This is a genomic window from Pseudomonas sp. TE31087 (assembly GCF_057284075.1).
The window spans coordinates 1,274,663-1,297,902 of the sequence record NZ_JBXVNN010000001.1 but is presented as its reverse complement, the minus strand read 5'-3'; the positions used below and the strand labels follow the sequence as shown (position 1 = coordinate 1,297,902).

At 65.8% G+C, this 23,240-nt stretch carries 15 protein-coding genes and 2 pseudogenes; 14 read left to right on the top strand and 3 right to left on the bottom strand.

Annotated elements, in window-relative coordinates; all coding sequences use genetic code 11:
* Window positions 1-345: 345 nt before the first annotated feature.
* Window positions 346-1,098, bottom strand: coding sequence for a precorrin-6A synthase (deacetylating) (gene cobF / locus ACZ899_RS05795; RefSeq protein ID WP_234561202.1), 753 nt, complete (start codon window positions 1,096-1,098; stop codon window positions 346-348).
* A 64-nt stretch (window positions 1,099-1,162) separates the two neighbouring features.
* The gene (locus ACZ899_RS05790) at window positions 1,163-2,452 is read right to left on the bottom strand and encodes an OprD family porin (protein WP_084942878.1); all 1,290 of its coding nucleotides are present in this window, start codon (window positions 2,450-2,452) and stop codon (window positions 1,163-1,165) included.
* 346 nt (window positions 2,453-2,798) lie between these two features.
* Between ACZ899_RS05790 and ACZ899_RS05785 the strand changes: the two genes are divergently transcribed.
* The 3 genes and pseudogenes from ACZ899_RS05785 (at window position 2,799) to ACZ899_RS05775 (ending at window position 4,233) form a co-directional block, all read left to right on the top strand.
* Entirely contained in the window at window positions 2,799-3,155 is a 357-nt protein-coding gene (locus ACZ899_RS05785; protein ID WP_186713382.1) for a histone-like nucleoid-structuring protein, MvaT/MvaU family, read from the top strand.
* 206 nt (window positions 3,156-3,361) lie between these two features.
* A pseudogene (gene gloA / locus ACZ899_RS05780) lies at window positions 3,362-3,890 on the top strand (lactoylglutathione lyase).
* A gap of 97 nt (window positions 3,891-3,987) precedes the next feature.
* The gene (locus ACZ899_RS05775; protein ID WP_203646509.1) at window positions 3,988-4,233 is read left to right on the top strand and encodes a hypothetical protein; all 246 of its coding nucleotides are present in this window, start codon (window positions 3,988-3,990) and stop codon (window positions 4,231-4,233) included.
* Window positions 4,234-4,348: 115 nt separating this feature from the next.
* On the opposite strand, the gene mnxG is transcribed toward ACZ899_RS05775, so the two are convergent.
* Window positions 4,349-10,198 (bottom strand): manganese-oxidizing multicopper oxidase MnxG, encoded by a 5,850-nt coding sequence (gene mnxG / locus ACZ899_RS05770; protein WP_234561165.1) that lies wholly within the window; start codon window positions 10,196-10,198, stop codon window positions 4,349-4,351.
* A gap of 690 nt (window positions 10,199-10,888) precedes the next feature.
* Here mnxG and ACZ899_RS05765 point away from each other — a divergent pair.
* From ACZ899_RS05765 to ACZ899_RS05715, 11 genes and pseudogenes are all read left to right on the top strand, one after another.
* On the top strand, window positions 10,889-11,032 hold the full coding sequence (locus ACZ899_RS05765) for a hypothetical protein (RefSeq protein WP_181427902.1): 144 nt from the start codon (window positions 10,889-10,891) through the stop codon (window positions 11,030-11,032).
* 49 nt (window positions 11,033-11,081) lie between these two features.
* On the top strand, window positions 11,082-12,143 hold the full coding sequence (locus ACZ899_RS05760) for a 3-deoxy-7-phosphoheptulonate synthase (RefSeq protein WP_234561164.1): 1,062 nt from the start codon (window positions 11,082-11,084) through the stop codon (window positions 12,141-12,143).
* Window positions 12,144-12,222: 79 nt separating this feature from the next.
* Window positions 12,223-12,504 (top strand): peptidylprolyl isomerase, encoded by a 282-nt coding sequence (locus tag ACZ899_RS05755; protein ID WP_232857613.1) that lies wholly within the window; start codon window positions 12,223-12,225, stop codon window positions 12,502-12,504.
* 16 nt (window positions 12,505-12,520) lie between these two features.
* Window positions 12,521-14,443: an extracellular solute-binding protein gene (locus ACZ899_RS05750; protein ID WP_442799944.1), complete on the top strand. Its 1,923-nt coding sequence runs from the start codon at window positions 12,521-12,523 to the stop codon at window positions 14,441-14,443.
* Window positions 14,440-15,498, top strand: coding sequence for a microcin C ABC transporter permease YejB (locus tag ACZ899_RS05745; RefSeq protein ID WP_234561162.1), 1,059 nt, complete (start codon window positions 14,440-14,442; stop codon window positions 15,496-15,498). Before ACZ899_RS05750 ends, ACZ899_RS05745 begins: the two co-directional genes overlap by 4 nt.
* On the top strand, window positions 15,498-16,514 hold the full coding sequence (locus tag ACZ899_RS05740) for an ABC transporter permease (RefSeq protein WP_234561161.1): 1,017 nt from the start codon (window positions 15,498-15,500) through the stop codon (window positions 16,512-16,514). The genes ACZ899_RS05745 and ACZ899_RS05740 overlap by 1 nt, the downstream gene beginning before the upstream one ends.
* A gap of 169 nt (window positions 16,515-16,683) precedes the next feature.
* The gene (locus tag ACZ899_RS05735) at window positions 16,684-18,069 is read left to right on the top strand and encodes a sigma-54 interaction domain-containing protein (protein WP_234561160.1); all 1,386 of its coding nucleotides are present in this window, start codon (window positions 16,684-16,686) and stop codon (window positions 18,067-18,069) included.
* Between the two features lie 252 nt (window positions 18,070-18,321).
* Window positions 18,322-19,713, top strand: a complete 1,392-nt coding sequence (locus tag ACZ899_RS05730) for a GntP family permease (RefSeq protein WP_203646518.1) — start codon at window positions 18,322-18,324, stop codon at window positions 19,711-19,713.
* Window positions 19,714-19,724: 11 nt separating this feature from the next.
* Entirely contained in the window at window positions 19,725-20,495 is a 771-nt protein-coding gene (gene hbdH, locus ACZ899_RS05725; RefSeq protein WP_234561159.1) for a 3-hydroxybutyrate dehydrogenase, read from the top strand.
* Between the two features lie 237 nt (window positions 20,496-20,732).
* Window positions 20,733-22,683: pseudogene (locus tag ACZ899_RS05720) on the top strand (acetoacetate--CoA ligase).
* A 163-nt stretch (window positions 22,684-22,846) separates the two neighbouring features.
* Window positions 22,847-23,122 carry a peptidylprolyl isomerase gene (locus tag ACZ899_RS05715; RefSeq protein ID WP_008095636.1) on the top strand — a complete coding sequence of 92 codons (276 nt, stop codon included), beginning with the start codon at window positions 22,847-22,849 and terminating at the stop codon, window positions 23,120-23,122.
* The last annotated feature ends 118 nt before the right edge of the window (window positions 23,123-23,240 follow it).

Below are 23,240 nucleotides of genomic sequence, written 5' to 3'. Positions count from 1 at the left end.
TGGGGTTGGCGGAGTCTGGTGGGTTTCCGGAGATAAAGTTGTAGCGCCTACAAGATCGAGCGCCGCCCGCGCGGCGCATCGCGACGCAAGGCCGCTCCTACATTTGTTGCAACGTGCCGAACCTGTCAGGCCATGGTTGCCCGCCTTGGTGCATGTCTTGAGACAGGCGGGGCGGCAGTAATGCTCACGCTGAAACCGCGTCGTACAAACAAGGCGGACCCGGTAATGGCACAGGATTGACTGGCCCGAAACAGATGTAGGAGCGGCCTTGCGTCGCGATGCGCCGCGCGGGCGGCGCTCGATCTCATAGGCGCTGCAACTCTCCTGTCAAACACCAACCAACCACTACTCCCCCTCCCTGCGCAACAGATAGGTATCCATGATCCACCCCTTGCGCCGCCGCGCCTCCTCGCGCAACTGCACGATGCGCGCCTTCACCGCCAGCAACGGCCCGCTGACCAGCAGCTCGTCCGGCGTGCCCAGGTAGGCGCCCCAATAGATCACCAGTTGCGGGTCGTCCAGGGCAGCAAAGGCGCACTGGCCGTCGAGCATCACCAGCACGTTGTCGATCCGCGCCTGTTCGCCCAGGCGTCGGCCCGGCAGCACGGTCAGCGGCTCGCCGATGCGGTTGAGGGGGATCTGGTGGCGGGCGGCCAGGGCCTGGATGCTGCTGATGCCGGGAATCACCTGCAAGGCCAGCGCCACGCCGCGTTGGCGCACCAGGTCGAGAATACGCAGGGTGCTGTCGTACAGCCCGGGCTCGCCCCAGAGCAGGAAGGCGCCGATGTCATCGGCGCCCAGTTCATCTTCGATCAAGCGGGCATACAGCGCGGCGCGCTGGATGTGCCAGTCCTGCACCGCGCCGACATAGTCCGGCGCCTGGCCGTCCCGGCGCGGGTCTTCGACCTGCACCAGGCGGTAGCCGCCCTCGGGCCGGTAGCGCTCGAGGATGGCCCGGCGCAGGCGCACCAGTTCATCCTTGTCGCTGCCCTTGTCGAGGACGAAGAACACCGTGGCGCGGCGCAATGCCTCCACCGCCTCATAGGTGACCTGGCGCGGATCGCCCGGCCCGATGCCGATCAGTAGTAGCTGTTTCATCGCCTGCCCTGCCTGGTTGCCGGTGGTCATTGTCGACCGACCACCGGCCCTTTGGCAAAGCGGCTCAGAAGATCGAGAAGTTGTAGCTGACGATGACCCGGGTCTCGTCCATGTCACGCGCCCACTTCTCGTAGTTGCTGCGGTAGGTGGAGTTGCGCAGGCGCACGCTGACGTCCTTGAAGGTGCCGGACTGCACCTGGTACTTCAGCTCGCTGTCGCGTTCCCATTCCTTGCCTTCGGCATTGCTGCCCGGGACCTTGACGTTGTCGCCGTTGATGTAGCGGGTGAAGAAGGTCAGGCCGGGCACGCCCAGGGCCTTGAAGTCGTAGTCGTAGCGCACCTGCCAGGAGCGTTCCTGGGCGGCGGCGAAGTCGTTGACCTGGGCGTAGTTGACCAGGTACGGGTTGCTGCCGTCGAGGTACGGCATGGCGCTGTCGCCGTACATGCGCTGCCAGCCGGCGCTGAGCTTGTGGCCACCGAGGCTGTAGCCGAGCATGCCGCTGAAGGCACGGTGGTCGATGTGCCCGGCGCGGGCGTTGCCGATATCGTCGCTCTTGATCAGCCGCAGGTCGGCCGACAGCGTGCCGACCTCCAGGGGTTGGCTGGCGACCAGGCCGAGGAAGTGCTGGCGGTAGATGTTCTCGAGCTTGGAAACCTGGTACTGGGCGCTGACCCGCTCGTTGACGCGGTAGTCGACGCCGGCCAGGTCGAAGTGGTCGGCCTCGATGTCGCAGGCGTAGCGCTTGTTCTTGCAATGCACGCGGATGTCCTGGCGGTCGGTGGAATCACGCGCGGTGTACTGGTTCAGGCGCGCCAGGGTGAACTTGAGGTCGCGCACTTCCTCGGAGGTCAGCCAGGCACCGTGGAACATGGTCGGCAGCAGGCGGCCGTCGTTGTACTTGAGCAGCGGCACATCCGGCATCATCGACCCGTACTTGAGCACGGTGTTGGACACTTTCACCTTGCCGGCGACGCCCATCTTGGCGTACTGGTCGGCGGAGTGGCGCGGGTCGTGGCCGGAAGACGGCAACAGGCCGCTATTGCTGTCGGCGGGGCTGGAGTCGAGTTTGAAACCGACCATGCCCAGGGCATCCACGCCAAAGCCGACCGGCCCCTGGGTATAACCGGACTGGACATTGAGGATAAAGCCCTGCGCCCACTCTTCGCGTTTCGACGCGCCCTGTTTGGAACTGCTGTGGCCGTCACGGAAGTCCCGATTGAAATAGACATTGCGTGCTTCGACCTTGGCACTGCTGTCTTCAAGAAAACCGGCGGCCTGGGCGTTGACACCGGCACACAGGAAGAACAGGCCGGCAACTCGGCGCCCGGGGGCGAGGGGGAAAGGGGCAAACATGCGAGGGAACATCCAAAAGAAAGGCGAAAAACCATCCGGGCAGTCATCTGCGCCGGCACTACGCGATGAACGAATACACTTCGACCATCATCCATAATTTTCCGACAATGGCTCTAGCCCGCGCCATGGGACCATGGTCTAAGGCGTTTGGCAGGGTCTTTTCGAACAGCGCGCAAAAAACCGGCAAAGTTCCCGACTAATTGATTGAAAGTTTGCTGTTTACCCCCTTGCGAGCGACTACTACACTCTCGCTTAGCGAACAGCTTCACCCATCCCCGTGGCCGGCGTTCAGTCTGGTTTCATGTTCGTCACGTCCCGCCACGACAGACTTACAGGAGTGATGACAGTGTCCAGACTTGCAGAGTTTCGTGCTGCCGAAAAAGCGCTCAAGGAACAGATGGCACAACTGGAAGCGCTGAAAAAGGATGCCGGCCTTAAACGCGAAATCGAATTCGAGCAGAAACTAGTCGGCCTGATGAAAAGCTATGACAAGAACCTGCGCGACATCATCGCCATCCTCGATCCGAAGGCCGTGAGCCGCGCTCCGGCCCAGGTCAAGCAGCAGCGTCGACCACGGGTGGTGAAGGTCTACCAGAACCCGCATACCGGCGAACGGATCGAAACCAAGGGCGGCAACCACCGTGGGCTGAAAGCCTGGAAGGAACAGTACGGTGCGCAGACGGTGGAAAGTTGGGTGCGCTGATGAAACCTCGACACCCGCTTCACACTTTTTTCACATGCGCAGGCCCAGTATCGAACCAGCTAAAGGACTAGCGACCCCATCACGCGCCCGCACATGCGGGCCTCTAATTCCGGCGCCCCGCACTCGTGCGGGGCGCTTTCATTTGCGCTGAAGGCTGACTTCCGTATCATGGTCCACCTGTTTTAGGCCCCGATTCTGGAGTACCCATGAGCCTGCACGATCTGCAAACCCTGCCCGGCGTTACCGCCCAGCCGGACCACCGCCACCGCCCAATTCGTGTTCAACCACACCATGCTGCGGGTCAAGGACATCGAGAAGTCCCTGGACTTCTACACCCGCGTCCTCGGCTTCCGCCTGGTGGACAAGCGCGACTTCCCCGAGGCGGCCTTCAGCCTTTACTTCCTGGCCCTGGTCGACCCGGCGCAGATTCCGGCCGACGACGCCGAGCGCCACCAGTGGATGAAATCCATCCCCGGCGTGCTCGAGCTGACCCACAACCACGGCACCGAGAACGATCCCGAGTTCGCCTACCACAATGGCAACACCGACCCGCGTGGTTTCGGCCACATCTGCATTTCGGTACCGGACGTACGTGTTGCCTGCGCCCGCTTCGAGGCGCTGGCCGTACCGTTCCAAAAACGCCTGGAGGATGGCCGCATGAACCACCTGGCCTTCGTCAAGGATCCGGACGGCTACTGGGTCGAGATCATCCAGCCGACCGCACTCAAGGACTGACCTTCGTCGGGTCGCGCTCGTCGGGCCGGGAACTCCCGGCCCCTCGCTGTGGTATCTAGAAGGAACGTCTGTTCCCAGCCACAGCGAGGTAAGGACGATGCAAACCCTTCACTGTGAATACCGCGACCACACCATCACCGCCAGCGTGATGCCCCACCCCGACTCGCCCCTGCCCTACGCGGCCGGCTGCGTGATCACCGATCCCGCAGGCCATAGCAGTCGACGAATCTCGATACCGATGAAGTTCTTCGCCGACCTGGACAATGCCCAGCATGTGTCCCTGGCCCATGGCCGGGCGCTGGTTGACCGGCAACTGGACCAGGCTGACCAGCGAGTGTTCTGAGTTGGGGCCACCCGCGTCCCTTTGAATCGCGTTGCGTCACGCCAGCGTCTGGCGCTGCAACCCTACCGGCAAATACCGGGTGGCCTCCCTGTTGCCAAGAGGCCACCCGGTTCATTCACTGCGCCGGCGCCGTGGCCGGCGGCGCTTCGTTGGTCACCCGCAGGATCCCCCACAACCCCGAGGCATTGCCATAGGCGGCATAGTCGCGGAACAGGTAATCCCCCGGCACCGCGTTGGCGCCCCCGGCGCTGGGCAGCATAAAACTGAAGTGCGCCGCCGGCAGCACGCTCTCCTGCGCACCCACGTACATCGCCATCGGGTTGTAGCCGTAACGCACCGAGCCGATGCCTGGCAAGCCCATGGGGTAGCCGTGCACATCGCTCTTCTCGGCCTGGTAGTTGTGCAGCGGCCACAGGTGCCCGTCGAGCTGGTAGGTGATGCCGCGGCTGCCGCCGCTGGGCATCAGCACATGGCTACGCGCAGGCTGGCCCGGCCTGGCCCAGAGCACCGGGGTCTGCGGATCACCTCCAACCAGGGCGTTGCTGTAGGCCATGTGGGCGTTGGGCACGTCGGCGAAGCCGAAGCCATCGGCATGGCCGAACGGCGCGTCTGGCGCCAGGCCGAAGCGCAGCCACAGCGGCTCGGTCTTGTAGTTCATCGCCATGTTGCCGTTGTCCTTCGGATCACCGGGCACGCCATTGCCCTCGGTGGCGATACCCTCCACCGGCCGGCCATCGGCCCAGCGCATGTTCAGCGAGCGCTGCCACACGGTGACGAAGTCGCGGTAGTCTGGCTGGCCGCTGACTTTCACCGTGGCCTGGGCGCGGCTGGCGTTGTCCTCGGTCCAGGTCGCGCTCTGCGCCAATACGCTCATGGCGCCCACCAGACCCTTTTGCGGCTGCTTGATGACATCCGCCGGGGTCAGGTTGAGGCCGCCGAACTCGATGGCCGTGGTGTTGATGTTGTCCACCGTTCGGCCCAGCTGCAGCACAGGCTTGCCTTCACGCTCCAGGTGCCCGGCGTAGTACTGGTACACCCGGCTCGGGTAGGCGCCGCTGGCGCCGGCGCGCGGTGGCACGGTCTGCACCGGGTTGAGGCCGACGTTGACGCCGTCCGACTTGGTGATGTCGTAGGCCAGCAGCTGCGCATGCAGGCCGACGTGGCTGGACGGGCGCATCAGGTTGTTGTTGAACGCCGTGGAGCCCTCGCCGCCGGCCCGGTCGCGCTTGACCACGTTCTGCATCACCGCGGTGCTGGGCAGGTCCGGCATCATCAGCGGCAAACGGTTCTCCAGGGTGATGCTGATGCAGTCGCCGGCATTGGCGCGCAGCACCAGGGGCTCGACCGGCACGCCAGCCTTGAGCTTGCCGGTACTCGTATCGAGGTCGGCCTTGCGCACGTAGAGCACCGCGGTCGGGTCGTGCAATGGCGAGCTATGACCACCGACGGTGAAGGTCGCGCCGTCCTCCTCGTCGGTGACCGTGGCCATGGGGATATCGACCTTGCGGCTGTTGAACACCAAGGTGCCGCCATTGGCCTTGAGCGCGCCGCCCACGTGCTGGCCGATCCCGGCCGGGTCGCTGATGCTGACCCCGTGGCGATTCTCGAGGATGTCGTTGGCCAGGGCCGCGACGATCTCGTAGCTGCGCTTGACCGTAGGCCGGGTGCCGATGCCATTGGCGTTGGCCGTGGTTTTCGGGCAGATGCCGTCGAAGTTGACGGTGTTGCGCATGGCCACCGGCTGCGGGTTGTTGGGCAGGGCGAACAGGTCGGCGCGCTGGGCGGTGTAGTTGCGCATGATGCCCCAGATGCCGTTCCAGTAGCCTTCCAGCGCGGCGTCCAGCGAGTACAGGTAGTCGCCATTGGTGGCGGCGGAGCTCGAGATCATCGACACCGGCGCCATGAACCCGAGCTGCTCGGAGATGCCCACCATCTGCGACGACTTCCACCCCGAGTTGGAGCTGTTGCCGAAGCCTGAACCGTTCTGCAGCCACTTCACGCCGTGCAGGGTGACGTTGTGCTCCTCCTCGTGGCCACCGGCGTGCATGCGCAGGCGCACGTTGTCGCCGGAGTAGGTGCGCAGCAACGGCGTGAACGGGTCACCCGGCTCGCTGCCCTTGTTCACGTGCGGCGGGAACAGCGTGGTGCCGCCGGTGGGGCCGGTGGCCTGGGTGATCGCCGAAGGCGCCAGGTTCATCGCCGGGATGGCGCGGTCGGTGCGGCTCTGCATGGCGTAGGCCAGGTCGCCGCCCAGGCCGTCGGCCTGCATGCCGCGCTTGCCGTCCGGGCCGACCTTGTTCGGGTCGAACACGCGCAGGGCCAACGGCTCGTTGCGGTAGTTGACGACGAACATGCCCGGGTCATCCACAGAGATCGCCTGCGGGCACGGCCGCGTCGGGCAGCCCGGGCTCAGCCCGCCACGGGACTCGACCACCGATTCGAGCAGCGTCGAGGCTTTCTGCCGCACCGGCGGGTTGATCGCGTAGCGGAAGCTGTCGGCGGTGGCCGGGTAAGCCTGGCCATCCGGTATGCCGTTGGGGCCGGCCCCCACATACACACCAGCCTCGTAGGCGTGCTGGAAGTCGCTGTACTCAAGGAAGAACTCGCGGTAGCTGTCGTTTTTGCCGTCGCCGTCATGGTCGCCGGTCTGGATCACCGCCTGCCACGAGGTCGGGCCACCGTCCTGACGGGTGGCCGGGTTGTACAGCTGCTCGCCGGTCTCGGCGTGGTACCAGGTGGAACCGGCGGGCTCGGCCAGCACGGTCGCGTACAGCCCCAGTTGCTGGTGGGTCGATGGGCCGAGGTGGTCATGGGTGAAGATGGTGCCCAGGCCACGGTCGACGTTGTGCACGTTCACCAGCGGGTCGGCGAACCAGCGTTGCATGGCGCTGCGCGCGCCGAGCCAGTCGGCCCGGCCGAAGCGCCCGAAGTACGGATGCTGTTTGGCTTTCGGGCACGCGGCGCTGCCGTCGCGGGTATCGCCCTCGGTGCAGTTGTTGAAGCTGCGGATGGCATGCACACGCTCGACCACGCTACCGGGCGAGAGGATGCCGTCCTCGTAGTTCCAGCCATTGGCCGAACCGTCGGCGGCGGTCAGGTCCCACTTGGGCAGGTGGATATGCTGGCCGATCACGTCGGTCGGCGTGCGCACCTGGTAGTCGTCCATCTCGTAGAACGACGGAATCAGGTTGGTGTGCACGTACTGGGTGCAGTCGAAGGTGTTCATGCGCATCACCAGCGGCTCCGGCGGACGCTGCTTGGTGATCACCGGCCAGGCGTCCTCCCACAGGGCGAGGATGCGCGCCTGCGGGAAGTGGTAGCCGACCTTGTTGTACACCGCGTCGAACTGGATGTTGGCGGCCTTGTAGATACGCGGGCGGTCGGCGGTGAAGGTGGACGAACCGCGGAAACTCATGCCGCTGAGGTTCTCACCGCTGAAGAACTCGCCGATGCCCGAGGACTGGGTCAGGCGCTTGCCACGGTCATCCATGCACGGCTCGTAGAACGGCGCCCCTGCCGTGGGCAGCGCGCCGTTGGTGCGGAAGGCCTTGGCCACCGGCGCGCTGCCGGGGATCAGGGCAAAGCTCGGGTGCTCGGCCTTGGCGTGGAACTGCATGGCGGCCTGCTCGACCTCGGTGCCCTCCTCGGGCAGGTAGATCGGCTTGGCCTTGTGCACCACCTTGGAGAAATCCAGCTTGGTGGTGGTGGTCACCGCCTCACCGCCGGCCGATACGCCGTCCAGCGCGTGACGACCGAGGCCACCGTCCCAGCCGTCGACCTGGTTGGGGTCGAGGTTGGCCCACAGGGCCTTGCCACTGTCCTTGAGCTGGCGAGCCAGGGCCGGGTCGAGCATGTCCAGCGGCGGGGTTGGTGGGCGCTGGCCGACGCTGATTTCCATGCCGCCGATCCAGAACGGGTAACCAGGGTTCTTCAGGCTGCCGTCGGCGTTGCGGTTGGTCTCGCTGCGGTCGACCAGGGCCAGGGAGCCGACCGCGCGCGGGGTGGCTGGCACGTGCGGATGGTCGTCGCCCTCCTCCTCTTCGTCGTCATCTGCATGCCCGGCGACCAGGGTCTCGGACAGCTTGGGCACCACGGTGACCTTGCCCGGCATAGGCGCCATGGCCTTGCCCGGCAGCGGCACGATGGCCGGGATCGGCGTGCCGGCAATGATCTCGCCGTCCGGCAGCGCCCGGGCGCCCTGGGCCGGCTTGCCATTGCGCAGGGCGAATGGCGTGCTGTGGAAGCCGTTGGCGCCCTCGCCGCTGACTTCCAGGCGGGTACCCGGCTCGAACACATCGTGCACCCGCCACATGGCCCACATGCCCTGGGCGAAGTGCGGGTAGAAGTGGCAGTGATAGATGGCGTCGCCCGCCACCCGATTGCGGTTGCCCGAGCCACCGTTGGCGATCTCGTAGGTGTAGCCCACCCCCGGGCCGATGCCCTGGGCGTCGATGTAGTCGGAGTTGTCGTCGTTGGGGTTGAACAGCCACTGGTGCCCGTGCAGGTGGAAGATGTGCTGCTCGTGGCCGTTGTGGGTGTTGCGGAACTTGGTGAAGTCGCCGATGTAGCTGTGGTGCACGTTGGCGGGCTCGGCCGGGTACAGGGCCATGGTCGCCTTGACCCCGGTAGCGCTGGCCGGCGGCGTCTGGCCAGGGCGGATGTTCTCCAGCCCGACGTTGGCCGGGATATCCACCAGGGTGCCGATATCGCCCACGGTGTGGGCACTGAGGAAGAACTCCTCGTAGGCGCACGACAGGCAGTCGTGCATCGGCCCCACGCCCAGACGGTTGGCCACCACCTCGGCGCCCATGCCACCGGAGCCGTAGTTGATCATGAACGAATCGCGGGTCGGCTCGAGCACATGGCCCATGACCGGGTCCGCCCAGTAGGCGGGGAACGCCTGGGTCGCGGCCACCTCGTCGGCGAATTGCGAGGCGAAGTCGCGGAAGGCCTCCAACCGATTGGGCAGCGCCGGGTTGCGCTTGCCAACGCTTTCCAATGGGTAGGTGCTGGCCGGGAAGCTGCCGTCGGGGTTGGGGCCCATGACGATGGCGTCGGTCTCGCTGCTGAGGATCTCATTACCATCGAGCATGGCGATGATCGGCTTGCCGGCCTTGCCCTCGGCGATCCACGGCTCGGCGTTGGGGTAGCGGGCCTGGTAGTCGATCACCGGCTGGCCGGTGGCCGTGCGCCCCGTGGTGGCCAGGCGCATCTCTTCCTCGGTCAAGGTGTTGCGGTAGGTACGCCCGGCCTTGGGCACCACCACCACCTGGCCGAACAGGCCGTTGGCGACGTTGCCGGCGCCGCCCTGGCCGCCGAAGGTGGCGCCCTGGCTGGTGACGGCGAACGCGCCTTCGCGCTCGGCGTACAGGGTGTAGCTGCGGGTGCCGCCCGGAGCGACCAGGAAGTTGCCGTTGCGCCCGGTGTTGGCGGCGATGTCGCCGATGCTGTTGACCGCCTGCAGGCCGTTGACCTGGAAACCGACATGGCGGTCGGTGACCTGCTCGTCGGCAACGAAGTGTTCGTCACCCTCGTTCTCGACCTCGGCGCCCTCTTCTTCCTCGCCTTCGACTTCGGTTTCGTCGTGGTCGATGCCGTGCTTGTTGGGGTTAGCCTGGTAGGCCAGCAGGTTGGTCAGGTTGACCGTCAGGCAGTCACCGGCGGCGACCCGCAGCACGATCGGCCGCGGGCGCTTGTCCGGGCGCAGGGTGACCTTGCCCGGTACCGCCGCGCCGCCCTTGCTCAAAGGCACCCGGTGCTCGTCCACCACATCGTGGCGCAGGGCGTACATCATGCCGTTGGCGTTCTGCGCACCGAGGCGGTTGAACATCAGTGGCTGATCCAGCGCCACCACGTTGGCCACCAGCGTGCGCTGGCACTGCACCGCGGCTTCGCTGGAGACCTGCCAGCCCAGCAGGGCCAGCAGGAAGGTGGACAGGACCGGGCCTTTGCGAGGGGTCGACATGGGGCACCTCCGGGGACACAGGGATACTGCGGGGAGGTGAGCAAGGCTTGTGCCATGAATTTAATTGTTATAAATCAGTCAGTTGTGAAGTTTAGAAAGAATGAACTGGGCGCTTTCACCCTTAATTGGGGGCTTTGCTGGAACAGCGTGGGAGCAACTGTCTTGCTGAAAATTCTCAACGGGCGTGATTTCTGTAGGAGCGGCCTTGTGTCGCGAAAGGGCTGCGCAGCAGCCCCGGGATTTCAGCGTTGTTGCAAAGAACGCCGGGGCCGCTTTGCGGCCCTTTCACGACACAAGGCCGCTCCTACAGGTTGGCGTGGTGCCTGTGTGGAGCGGCGGTGCGCCGCTCCCACGCAATCGAATCGATAGCATTTAGTGATTGAACACCCGCGCAAAGGTGCAGTAAGCTCGGACCCAATCACTGGAGAGCAACATGTCGAAACAAACCCGCAACCACGCCAACCACACCGGTCGCTCCGCGCACCGCGTGCTGGCCGTTGCCGGTCGTAACGCCGTTGCCAGCTTTTATTTTGGGTATTGGTTTAGCCACTAGGCGCCGATGACCCATCCGGCGCCCACCTTCGAGGGGCCGCCGAACATGAGAATACTCAAACCCCCGGTCGGCTCCCCGACCGGGGGTTTTGCTTTTCCGGGCCCACGAAACACACCGATTACCTTGAGGACAGCGTCATGAACTACACCACCTACTACCGCACCTATGCATGGCGATTTAGCCAGTTCCGTTCGGGCCAGCCTGCCGCCTCCGTTCGGTCGATTTCCGGTGGCAATGCCGCACAGACACCCCATTTGACGATCAGTCGAACACCTCGATAGGGCCGACGACGCGGGCCAGAACCCGCCGTCCGCCCAGGGAAAAAACGCCATGCAAGCCTCGAACCTCGCCCTGCCCCTGACCCAGCCGCACGCTGCCAACACCACCGTCAGCCAGCGCCTGCCCAGCCCGCACCTGCTCAAGCAGCAGATGCCGCTGTCCAGCGAACTCACCCAGCAAGTCCACGCGCACCGCCAGGCGATCCGGGCCATCCTCGAAGGCCGCGACGAACGTCTGCTGGTGGTGGTCGGCCCCTGCTCGATCCATGACCCGCGCTCGGCCCTCGAATACGCCGACCGCCTGGCCGCGCTCAGCCGCGAAGTCGACGACAAGCTGCTGCTGGTGATGCGCGCCTACGTAGAGAAGCCGCGCACCACCGTGGGCTGGAAAGGCCTGGCCTACGATCCGCACCTTGACGGCAGCGACGACATGCACGCCGGCATCGCCCTGTCCCGCGGCCTGATGCTGGGCATGCTCGAACGCGGCCTGCCGATCGCCACCGAGTTGCTGCAGCCGATGGCCGCCGGCTACTTCGACGACCTGCTGGGCTGGGCCGCCATCGGCGCACGCACCACCGAATCGCAGATCCACCGCGAGATGGTCAGCGGCCTGGAGCTGCCGGTCGGCTTCAAGAACGGCACCGACGGCGGTATCGGCATCGCCTGCGACGCCATGCGCAGCGCCGCCCACCCGCACCGCCACTTCGGCATGGACGCCCAGGGCCACCCGGCGATCATCGAGACGTTGGGCAACCCCGATACCCACCTGGTGCTGCGCGGCGGGCACAAGGGTCCGAACTACGACGCCCAGAGCATCGCCCTGGCCCGCCAGGGGCTGGCCAAGGCAGGTCTGGCGCCACGGATCATGGTCGACTGCAGCCACGCCAACAGCGGCAAGGACCCGGCGCGCCAGCCGGCGGTGTTCGAAGATGTGCTGGCCCAGCGCCTGGCCGGCGACCGTTCGCTGGTCGGGGTGATGCTCGAAGGTCACCTGTTCGATGGTTGCCAGGCCCTGGGCAAAGGCGCGCTGAAGTACGGCGTGTCGATCACCGACGGCTGCCTGGGCTGGGAGGCGACCGAGGCCCTGCTGCGCGAGGCTGCCGCACGCCTGTAAGCCTGCATGGCAAGCCTTGCGAGACACGGCACGAACAAGTGCGCTAGGCTTGCCTTTTTGATCCCAAGGAGCAGTACCCATGGCCCGAGCCACCGCCCGCCACATCCTGGTTGCCAGCGAAGAGAAGTGCAACGAACTCAAAGCGCAGATCGAAGCCGGCGCCGACTTCGCCGAAGTCGCCAAGGCCAACTCCACCTGCCCGTCCAGCCGCCAAGGCGGCGACCTGGGCTCGTTCGGCCCGGGCCAGATGGTCAAGGAATTCGACACCGTGGTCTTCAGCGCGCCGCTGAATGTCGTCCAGGGTCCGGTGAAGACCCAGTTCGGCTACCACCTGCTGGAAGTGACCAGCCGTCAGGACTAAGTCATCGCAGGCGATGATGTCCCCTGTGGGAGCGGGTTTACCCGCGAATGCGCCCGTACATGCAACATCGTTGCCTGAGCTGACGCATTCGCGGGTAAACCCGCTCCCACAGGTGCTGTGTTGCATGATCCTGTGGTGCTCGCTCTCGTTAGCCCACGCCGCCCCCACCCACGCCCTCACCGTCTACGCCGAAGCCCCGCGCTACCCTGCGAACTTCCGCCATTTCGACTACGTCAACCCCGACGCCCCCAAGGGCGGCAGCCTGCGCCGCTCGGCCATCGAGATCGGCAATTTCGACCATATCCTGCCCTACATCGACAAAGGCATCGGCGTCAGCCAGGTCGATGGCTGGCTGTACGCGCCGCTGGCCGTGCGCTCGCTGGACGAGCCCTACACCGTCTACGGTCTGATCGCCCAGCGCATGGAGCGCGGCCCCGATGATGCCTGGCTGCGCTTCTACCTCGACCCCCGCGCCACCTTCGCCGACGGCAAGCCGGTACGGGCCGAGGACGTACGCTTCAGTTACGAATTGCTGATGAACCAGGGCAGCCTCAAGTTTCGCACCCAGTTCGCCGATGTCGCCGCGGTGGCGGTCGAAGGCCCGCGCCAGGTGCGCTTCGACTTCAAGCAGCCCCATGGTCGTACCCTGGCCCTGGAACTGGCCGGCCTGCCGGTGCTGCCCGAGCACGACTGGCAGCAACGCGACTTCGCCAACGGTGCCGGTTTCGACAAGCCAGTGGGTAGCGGTCCGTACCGCATCGGCAGGATCGATAACGGCCGCAGCATCACCTTCGAGCGCGATGCGAGCTGGTGGGCCCGGGACCTGCCGGTCACCCGCGGGCTGTACAACTTCGCGCGTATCGGCGTCGAATTCTTCGGCGACACCGAAGTGGCCCGCCAGGTACTTAAGGGCGGGGGCTACGACTACAACCGCGAGTACTCCGCTACCGCCTACACCCTCGGCTACAAGGGTGCGCCTCTGGATGACGGGCGCCTACAACGGGCCCACCTCGCCCCGGCCAAGCCGCAGATCGCCCAGGGCTTCGTGTTCAACCTGGACAAGCCGCAATTCAAGGACCGCCGCGTGCGCCAGGCCCTTGGCATGCTCTGGGACTTCGAGTGGAGCAACCGGCAGATGATGCGCAACATGTACATCCGCCAGCAGAGCCTCTACTCCAATACGCCTCTGGCCGCCCGCGCCCTGCCCGACGCCGAGGAGCTCAAGCTGCTCGAGCCACTGCGCAGCCAAGTGCCGGACGAAGTGTTCAGCCGGGCGTTCAGCGCGCCGGTCACCGACGGCTCCGGCATCATCCGCCAGCAGCAACTGCAGGCCCTGGCCTTGCTGCAGGGCGCCGGCTGGCATCCCCAGGGTGATCGGCTGGTGAATGCCCAGGGCCAGCCGCTGAGTTTCACCTTCCTCAATGGCCAGTCCGGCCTGGAACGCCTGCTGCTGCCGTGGAAACGCAACCTGGCGCAGATCGGCGTCGAACTGAACATCCGCAACGTCGACTCCGCCCAGTACGTCAATCGGGTGATGGCCCGCGACTACGACATGATCGTCACCGGCTACCCGGTGACCCTGTCGCCGGGCAGCGAACAGTACAACTACTTCGGCTCCGCCGCGGCCAACGACCCGGGCTCGAACAACCTGATGGTGCTCAAGGATCCGGCGGTGGACCGCCTGCTCGACGGCCTGGTGCGCGCCACCAGCCAGGCCGACATGCTGCACCACGCCCGCGCCCTGGACCGGGTGCTGCAATGGAACTACTACTGGATTCCCAACTACTACCCGCCGGGCAGCTCGACGGTGTGGTGGAACCGCTTCGGCCTGCCCAAGGTACAGCCGGCCTATGACGAGGGCCTGGACACCTGGTGGGAAGTCAGCCCCCGGGCACTGACCAACCCGCAGATGGCCGAACGGCTGCGGAGTGCGCCATGACTGCCTACATCCTGCGCCGCCTGCTGCTGATCATCCCCACCTTGCTGGCGATCCTGCTGGTGAACTTCGCCATCGTCCAGGCCGCGCCCGGCGGGCCGGTGGAACAGGCCGTGGCGCGTCTGCAGGGCATCGGCGGCGGCGCGCCGGGCGCCCGCGTCGAGGCGGTACAGGGCGAGTCGCGCGCGACCCGCGGCCTGGACCCGAAGCTGATCGAGGAGATCAAGCGCCAGTACGGTTTCGACAAGTCCGCGCCCGAACGGCTGTGGCTGATGCTCGGCCAGTACGCACGGCTGGATTTCGGCCAGAGCTTCTTCCGCGGCGCCACGGTCACCGAGCTGATCGTGCAGAAGCTGCCGGTGACCCTGTCGCTGGGCTTCTGGGCCACGCTGATCACCTACCTGGTGTCGATCCCGCTGGGCATCCGCAAGGCGGTGCGCCATGGCAGCCGCTTCGACGCCTGGAGCAGCGCGCTGATCGTGATCGGCTACGCCCTGCCCTCGTTCCTGTTCGCCCTGCTGCTGATCGTGCTGTTCGCCGGCGGCACCTCGCTCAACTGGTTCCCGGTGCGCGGCCTGGTCTCGGAAGACTTCGACCAGCTCAGCCTGCTGGGCAAGGTCGCCGACTACTTCTGGCACCTGGTACTGCCGGTCGGCGCGCTGGTGATCGGCGGCTTCGCCACCCTCACGCTGCTGACCAAGAACGCCTTCCTCGACGAGATCGCACGCCAGTACGTGGTCACCGCCCGGGCCAAGGGCCTGAGCGAGCGACGGGTGCTGTACGGCCATGTGCTGCGCAACGCCATGCTGCTGGTGGTGGCCGGCCTGCCCCAGGCGCTGATCACGGTGTTCTTCGCCGGTTCCCTGCTGATCGAGGTGATCTTCTCCCTCGACGGCCTCGGGCGCATGAGCTACGAGGCGGCGGTGTCGCGGGACTACCCGGTGGTGTTTGGCACGTTGTTCATCTTTACCCTGGCCGGGCTGTTGATCCGCCTGCTGGGCGACTTGTGCTACACGGTGCTCGACCCGCGCATCGACTTCGACGCGAGGGGCCGCTGATGTTCTCGCCCATCGCCCGGCGCCGCCTGCGGCGTTTTCGCGACAACCGCCGCGGCTGGATCTCGCTGTGGCTGTTTGCCGGGCTGTTGCTGCTAAGCCTGGGCGCGGAACTGGTGGCCAATGACAAGCCCTTGTTGCTGGGCTACCAGGGCGAGCTGTACACCCCGGCGCTCAAGCGCTACACCGAACAGCAGTTCGGCGGGCAGTTGCCGTTCCAGCCTGACTACCGCAGCCAGTACGTGCGCCAGTTGATTGAAGGCCAGGGCGGCTGGATGCTGTTCGCGCCGATCCCGTTCAGCGCCGACACCCCCAACTACGACCTGCAGGTCCCCACCCCCAGCCCGCCCAGCGCGAGCAACTGGCTGGGCACTGACGACCAGGGCCGCGATGTGCTGGCACGGGTGCTGTATGGCACGCGGGTGTCGCTGCTGTTCGCCTTCGCCCTGACCCTGCTCAGTGTGTTGATCGGCGTGACGGCTGGTGCCTTGCAGGGCTACCACGGCGGCTGGGTGGACTTGCTCGGCCAGCGCCTGCTGGAGGTGTGGTCGGGGTTGCCGGTGCTGTACCTGCTGATCATCCTGTCGGGGTTCGTCGAACCGGATTTCTGGTGGTTGCTGGGGATCATGGCGCTGTTCTCCTGGCTGGCCCTGGTCGATGTGGTGCGCGCCGAGTTCCTCCGCGGGCGCAATCTGGAGTACGTCAAGGCGGCACGGGCGCTGGGGCTTTCAGACACCCAGGTGATGCTGCGGCATATCCTGCCCAATGCCCTGAACGCGACCCTGACCTATGTGCCGTTCATGCTCACCGGGGCGATCACCACCCTGACCGCGCTGGATTTTCTCGGTTTCGGCATGCCCGCCGGGAGCGCCTCGCTGGGCGAGCTGGTGACCCAGGGCAAACAGCACCTCGAGGCGCCTTGGCTGGGCTTTACCGCATTCTTTGCCCTGGCGTTGATCCTGTCGTTGCTGGTATTCATCGGCGATGCGCTGCGCGAGGCGTTTGATCCTCGCACATAGCCTTACCTCGGTCACTGTAGGAGCGGCCTTGTGTCGCGATAGGGCCGCAAAGCGGCCCCAGCGATCTTTGCGTCGCCACTGAAACCCCGGGGCCGCTCTGCGGCCCTATCGCGACACAAGGCCGCTCCTACAGGGGCGCATCACACTTGGCTCAACGGATACGTCTTCCATGCACGACAACCTCAAGGACTACCCCCAGGTCCGCCAACTGGCCATCCGCTCGCTGTTCGAGATCATCGAGCAATCCAGCGAAGGTACGGTGATCGTCGACCGCCAGGCGCGCATCGTCTGGATGAACGAGCGCTATGCCCGCCGTTTCGGCCTGCAGGATGCCGCCAGCGCCATCGGCCAGCCCTGCGAGGCGGTGATCCCCGGCAGCCTGATGCGCGAGGTGGTGAGCAACGGCAAGCCGATCCTGCTGGACATGCTCGACACGCCGAACGAGCCGCTGGTGGTGATGCGCCTGCCGATCCACGACGACCAGGGCGCGCTGATCGGCGCCATCGGTTTCGCCCTGTTCGACGAGCTGCGCAGCCTGTCGCCGCTGCTCAAGCGCTACGCCAGCATGCAGCAGGAACTGGCCTCGACCCGCTCGCAGCTGCGCGCGCGCCAGGCCCGCTACAGCTTCGCCCAGTTCGTCGGCAGCAGCCCTGCCTGCCTTGAGGCCAAGCGCCGCGCCCGCCGCGGCGCGACCAGCGACTCGCCGGTGCTGCTGCTCGGCGAGACCGGCACCGGCAAGGAGCTGCTGGCCCACGCCATCCATGCCGCCTCGGCGCGGGCGCACAAGGCGTTTGTCAGCATCAACAGCGCGGCGATCCCCGAAGCGTTGCTGGAGGCCGAGTTCTTCGGCACCGCCCCCGGCGCCTTCACCGGCGCCGACCGCAAGGGCCGCAGCGGCAAGCTGCAACTGGCCGAAGGCGGCACCTTGTTCCTCGACGAGATCGGCGACATGCCCCTGGCCCTGCAGAGCAAATTGTTGCGTGTGCTGCAGGAGAAGGAATACGAGCCGGTGGGCAGCAACCAGATGCTGCGCAGCGACGTGCGGATCATTGCCGCCACCTCCATCGACCTGCAGGCGGCGATGGCCCGGGGGGCGTTTCGTGCCGACCTGTACTACCGGCTGAACGTGCTGCCGGTGCAGGTGCCACCGCTGCGCGAACGCCTGGAAGACCTGCCGGCGCTGTGCGAGGCGATCCTTGCCGAGTTGGGCAGCCAATATGAGCTGGAGGCCGAGGCCCAGGCATTGTTGGGGCGGCATGCCTGGCCCGGGAATATCCGAGAACTGCGTAATGTGCTGGAACGGGCGACCTTACTGGCGGATCAGCCGCGCTTGAATGTGTCGGACTTGGTCAGTGCATTGGGGCCGTTGAGCCCGGTGGTCTCGGCCGCGCCGACGCTGGACTATCGCCAGGCCTGCGCACAGTTCGAGCGCGGTTTGATTGTCGATGCCTTGGCGCGCAGTGCCTGGAATGTGCCGGAGGCAGCGCAGGCGTTGGGCCTGGGGCGGTCGACGCTGTACAAGAAGATGGCGGCGTTGGGGATAGAGTCTCAATAAAGAGACTTAGATCTCAAAACGGGGATCGTGGGAGCGGGCTTGCCCCGCGATGGCGTCAGCCGCATAGAATCGGAAATTTCCTGTTAAGGCCATCGCGGGGCAAGCCCGCTCCCACGCAACCGTGTCTCAAGATAGAGACTATTCATTTCACAACTTTAATTTTATTCTTTTATATCAATGACTTAACAAACTGGCACGATTCCCGCTATCTGCATTTCCAACCATAAAAACAACAGTTGGAGATCCCCCTCGATGACCGTGCTCATCGCCCTCGCTGCCCTGGCCCTGCTGATGCTCGCCGCCTACCGCGGCTACAGCGTAATCCTCTTCGCCCCCATCGCCGCCCTCGGCGCCGTGCTGCTCACCGACCCTGCCGCCGTGGCCCCGGCCTTTACCGGGGTGTTCATGGAGAAAATGGTCGGGTTCATCAAGCTGTACTTCCCGGTGTTCCTGCTCGGCGCCGTGTTCGGCAAGCTGATCGAACTGTCGGGCTTCTCGCGCTCGATCGTCGCTGCCGCCATCCGCCTGCTTGGCACCCGCCAGGCCATGCTGGTGATCGTGCTGGTCTGCGCCCTGCTCACCTACGGCGGCGTGTCGCTGTTCGTGGTGGTGTTCGCGGTGTACCCGTTCGCCGCCGAGATGTTCCGCCAGAGCAACATCCCCAAACGGCTGATCCCGGCGACCATCGCCCTGGGCGCGTTCTCCTTCACCATGGACGCCCTGCCCGGAACCCCGCAGATCCAGAACATCATTCCCAGCACCTTCTTCAACACCACCGCCTGGGCCGCGCCCTGGCTGGGGCTGATCGGCACGCTGTTCGTGTTCTGCGCCGGCATGCTCTACCTGCAACGCCAGCGCAACAAGGCCCAGCGCAAAGGCGAAGGCTACGGCAGCAACCTGCGCAACGAGCCAGAAACCGCCGACGATATCGCCCTGCCCAACCCCTGGCTGGCCCTGGCGCCACTGCTGCTGGTGGGGGTGATGAACCTGCTGTTCACCCACTGGATCCCGCAGTGGTACGGGACCAGTCACACCCTGCAGTTGCCGGGCATGGCCACGCCGGTGCACAGCGACGTGGCCAAGCTCACGGCGATCTGGGCGGTGCAGGCGGCCCTGCTGGTGGGCATCCTGATGGTGCTGGTGTGCGCCTTCGGCACCATTCGCCAGCGCCTGGCCGAAGGCACCAAGAGCGCGGTGAGCGGCGCCCTGCTGGCGGCGATGAACACCGCCTCGGAATACGGTTTCGGCGCGGTGATCGCCTCGCTGCCGGGCTTCCTGGTCCTGGCCGACGCCCTGCGCGGCATCCCCAATCCGCTGGTCAACGAAGCCATCACCGTCACCCTGCTGGCCGGCATCACCGGCTCCGCCTCCGGCGGCATGAGCATCGCCCTGGCGGCCATGAGCGACAGTTTCATCGCCGCCGCCAACGCGGCGAACATCCCGCTGGAGGTGCTGCACCGGGTCGCCGCCATGGCCAGCGGCGGCATGGACACCCTGCCGCACAACGGCGCGGTGATCACCCTGCTGGCAGTTACCGGGCTGACCCACCGCGAGGCCTACAAGGACATCTTCGGTATTACCCTGATCAAGACCCTGGCCGTGTTCGTGGTCATCGCCACGTTCTACGCCACCGGCATCGTATGAAGGAGAACGGCATGACACTCAAAGGCAAGACCGCACTGGTCACCGGTTCCACCAGCGGCATCGGCTTGGGAGTAGCCCAGGTGCTGGCCGAGGCCGGCGCCAACATCCTGCTCAACGGCTTTGGCGACCCGGCGGCCGCCATTGCCGAGATCAGGCAGCACGGGGTCAAGGTGGCCCACCACCCCGCCGACCTGTCCGACGTCGCGCAGATCGAACAGATGTTCGCCATGGCCGGGCGCGAGTTCGGCGCGGTCGATATCCTGGTCAACAACGCCGGCATCCAGCATGTGGCACCGGTCGAACAGTTTCCGGTGGAGGCCTGGGACAAGATCATCGCGCTGAACCTGTCGGCGGTGTTCCACGGCAGCCGTCTGGTGCTGCCAGGCATGCGCGCGCGGGGCTGGGGGCGGATTGTCAACATTGCCTCGGTGCACGGCCTGGTGGGCTCCACCGGCAAGGCCGCCTACGTCGCCGCCAAGCATGGCGTGGTCGGCCTGACCAAGGTCATCGGCCTGGAGACCGCCACCAGCAACGTCACCTGCAACGCCATCTGCCCGGGCTGGGTGCTGACCCCGCTGGTGCAGAAGCAGATAGACGACCGTGCCGCCAACGGTGGCGACGCGCAGCAGGCGCAGCACGACCTGCTGGCCGAGAAGCAGCCTTCGCTGGCCTTCGTCACGCCCCGGCATCTCGGCGAGCTGGTGTTGTTCCTGTGCAGCGAGGCCGGCAGCCAGGTGCGTGGCGCCGCCTGGAACGTCGATGGCGGCTGGCTTGCTCAGTAAGCGGCTAAAGTGGTGTAAGGACGCTTCTTGCATGATGATCGTGGTTACGCGCTTTTCTGTGGGAGCGGCCTTGCGTCGCGAAAGGGCCGCAACACGGCCCCGACAATGTCTGCCCAAGTGCTGAGATCCTGGGGCTGCTTCGCAGCCCTTTCGCGACGCAAGGCCGCTCCTACAGGGATTGCGTTGGCCTGAAGAGGCGCGTAGTACCCACTATCGACTATAACCGAGGGTCCCGGCATGAACGACGTACTCTGGCGCCCCTCCACCTCCCGCATCGAAGCGAGCCGGATGGAAGCCTTCCGCCGCCGGGTCAACCGGCGCTTCAATCTCCAGCTCGACAGCTACGCCGCCCTGCACCGCTGGAGCATCGAGCAGCGCCCGCAGTTCTGGCAGGCCCTGGCCGAGTACTTCCATGTGCGCTGGCACACGCCACCGACGAGCATCCTCGAGGAAGGCGAGCACATGGCCGACGCTCGCTGGTTCCGCGGCGCCACCCTGAACGTCGCTGAGCATCTGCTGCAACGCCGCGACGACCGTCCCGCCGTGGTGGCCGTGCGCGAGGACGGCACTCGCCACCGCCTCACCCACAACCAGCTGGCCGGCCAGGTCGCCGGACTGCAACAGGCCTTCAGGCAGGCTGGTATCCAGCCCGGCGACCGTATCGCCGCGGTAATGCCCAATACCTGGGAAACCCTGGTGGCCATGCTCGCCGCCACCAGCCTCGGCGCGGTCTGGTCCAGCTGTTCACCGGAGTTCGGCACCCACGGCATCATCGACCGTTTCGGCCAGATCGCGCCCAGGCTGCTGGTGGCCTGCGCCGGTTATCAATATGCCGGGAAGGTCATCGACCAGGTGGAGAAAATCAACCAGGTCGTGGCCCAGCTACCAAGCGTCAAGCAGTTGCTGGTGGTGCCGCATACCCGACCGCAGACCCGCGCCGATGAGTTCATCGGCGCGCCGACGAGCCTGTGGGCCGATTACTTCACGCCCGGCGGGACGCCGATCTTCACCGCGCTACCCTTCGATCATCCGCTCTATATCCTGTACTCCAGCGGCACCACCGGCGTGCCCAAGTGCATCGTCCACCGTGCCGGCGGCGTGCTGCTGCAACACCTCAAGGAACATGGCCTGCACAACGACCTCAAGGCCGACGACGTGCTGTTCTACTACACCACTTGCGGCTGGATGATGTGGAACTGGCTGGCCAGCGGCCTGGCGGTCGGCGCCACCCTGCTGCTGTACGACGGCTCGCCGTTCCACCCAGGCCCCGCGCGCCTGCTCGACCTGATCGACGCCGAAGGGATCCACGCCTTCGGCACCAGCGCCAAATACCTTGCCGCCCTGGAACAGGCCGGTGTCGAACCGGCCAAGTCCCACCGCCTCGACAGCCTGCGGCTGATTCTCTCCACTGGCTCGCCCCCTGTCACCGCACAGCTACGACTATGTCTATGCCAAGGTGAAGCCCGACGTGTGCCTGGCGTCCATGTCCGGTGGCACCGATATCGTCGCCTGCTTCGTGCTAGGCAACCCGCTGCTGCCGGTGCACCGTGGGGAAATCGCCGGCAAGGGCCTGGGCATGGCGGTGGATGTTTGGAACGAACAGCGACAGTCGATCAGCGGCGAGAAAGGCGAGCTGGTCTGTACCCAGCCCTTCCCTTCGATGCCGCTTGGCTTCTGGGGCGACGACGATGGCAGCCGCTACCATGAGGCGTATTTCAGCCAGTTCGAGGGCATCTGGTGCCAGGGCGACTATGCCGAGCAGATACCCGGCGGTGGCCTGGTGATCCACGGCCGTTCCGACGCCGTGCTCAACCCCGGCGGCGTGCGCATCGGCACCGCGGAGATCTATCGCCAGGTGGAAAAGGTCGAGGAGGTGCTGGAGAGCGTGGCCATCGGCCAGGACTGGCACGGCGACGTGCGCGTGGTGCTGTTCGTGCGCCTGCGCGACGGCCTGCAACTGGACGATGCCCTGCGCCAGCGTATCCGCCAGGTGATCCGCCAGTACACCACGCCGCGCCATGTGCCGGCGGTAATCGCCCAGGTCGACGACATCCCGCGCACCCTCAGCGGCAAGCTGGTGGAACTGGCGATCCGCAATGTGGTGCATGGCCTGCCGGTGAAGAACACCGATGCCCTGGCCAACCCCGAGGCGCTGGAGCAGTTCCGCGACCGTGCGGAATTAAGGTAACTGGAGAACCTCGTGGGAGCGGGCTTGCCCCGCGATTTGGCACCGACTTCGTCGGTGTTCGCGGGGCAAGCCCGCTCCCACGCCCCCGCGACAGCCGCGCTGCCCCAGGTTCTCCGACATCAGGCATAATGTCGGCTTTTTGCCCTGAAGCACAGGTACCCCAATGAAAGCCCAAGCCCGCCATATCCTGGTCAAGACCGCTGACGAAGCCGAAAAGCTCAAGCAGCGCATCGCCAACGGCGAGGCCTTCGACGTGCTGGCGAAGAAATTCTCCACCTGCCCGTCCGGCAAGCGCGGCGGCGACCTGGGCGAAGTGCGCCCTGGCCAGCTGGTCGGCGCCATCGACCAGGTGATCTTCAAGAAGCCCCTGCGCGTGGTGCACGGGCCGATCAAGAGCAAGTTTGGTTATCACCTGGTGCAGACGTTCTACCGCGACTGACAGGCGGCGGCCACTGGCCACCTGACATTTCTGCCAGTTGTGCCCCTCTCCCAGACCTCTATACAACCGGGTTGAGCCTGCATGCGCTGCGGGCCTTCCCGGAACCATGGAGGTCTAC

Excerpts from the sequence above, each read along its gene's own strand:
- ACZ899_RS05790 (WP_084942878.1), bottom strand. The coding sequence starts at position 2,452 with ATGTTTGCCCCTTTCCCCCTCGCCCCCGGGCGCCGAGTTGCCGGCCTG.
- ACZ899_RS05775 (WP_203646509.1), top strand. The coding sequence starts at position 3,988 with ATGCAAACCCTTCACTGTGAATACCGCGACCACACCATCACCGCCAGC.
- ACZ899_RS05765 (WP_181427902.1), top strand. The coding sequence starts at position 10,889 with ATGAACTACACCACCTACTACCGCACCTATGCATGGCGATTTAGCCAG.
- ACZ899_RS05760 (WP_234561164.1), top strand. The coding sequence starts at position 11,082 with ATGCAAGCCTCGAACCTCGCCCTGCCCCTGACCCAGCCGCACGCTGCC.
- ACZ899_RS05730 (WP_203646518.1), top strand. The coding sequence starts at position 18,322 with ATGACCGTGCTCATCGCCCTCGCTGCCCTGGCCCTGCTGATGCTCGCC.
- ACZ899_RS05755 (WP_232857613.1), top strand. The coding sequence starts at position 12,223 with ATGGCCCGAGCCACCGCCCGCCACATCCTGGTTGCCAGCGAAGAGAAG.
- ACZ899_RS05745 (WP_234561162.1), top strand. The coding sequence starts at position 14,440 with ATGACTGCCTACATCCTGCGCCGCCTGCTGCTGATCATCCCCACCTTG.
- ACZ899_RS05750 (WP_442799944.1), top strand. The coding sequence starts at position 12,521 with ATGTCCCCTGTGGGAGCGGGTTTACCCGCGAATGCGCCCGTACATGCA.
- hbdH (WP_234561159.1), top strand. The coding sequence starts at position 19,725 with ATGACACTCAAAGGCAAGACCGCACTGGTCACCGGTTCCACCAGCGGC.
- cobF (WP_234561202.1), bottom strand. The coding sequence starts at position 1,098 with ATGAAACAGCTACTACTGATCGGCATCGGGCCGGGCGATCCGCGCCAG.
- ACZ899_RS05735 (WP_234561160.1), top strand. The coding sequence starts at position 16,684 with ATGCACGACAACCTCAAGGACTACCCCCAGGTCCGCCAACTGGCCATC.
- ACZ899_RS05715 (WP_008095636.1), top strand. The coding sequence starts at position 22,847 with ATGAAAGCCCAAGCCCGCCATATCCTGGTCAAGACCGCTGACGAAGCC.
- ACZ899_RS05740 (WP_234561161.1), top strand. The coding sequence starts at position 15,498 with ATGTTCTCGCCCATCGCCCGGCGCCGCCTGCGGCGTTTTCGCGACAAC.
- mnxG (WP_234561165.1), bottom strand. The coding sequence starts at position 10,198 with ATGTCGACCCCTCGCAAAGGCCCGGTCCTGTCCACCTTCCTGCTGGCC.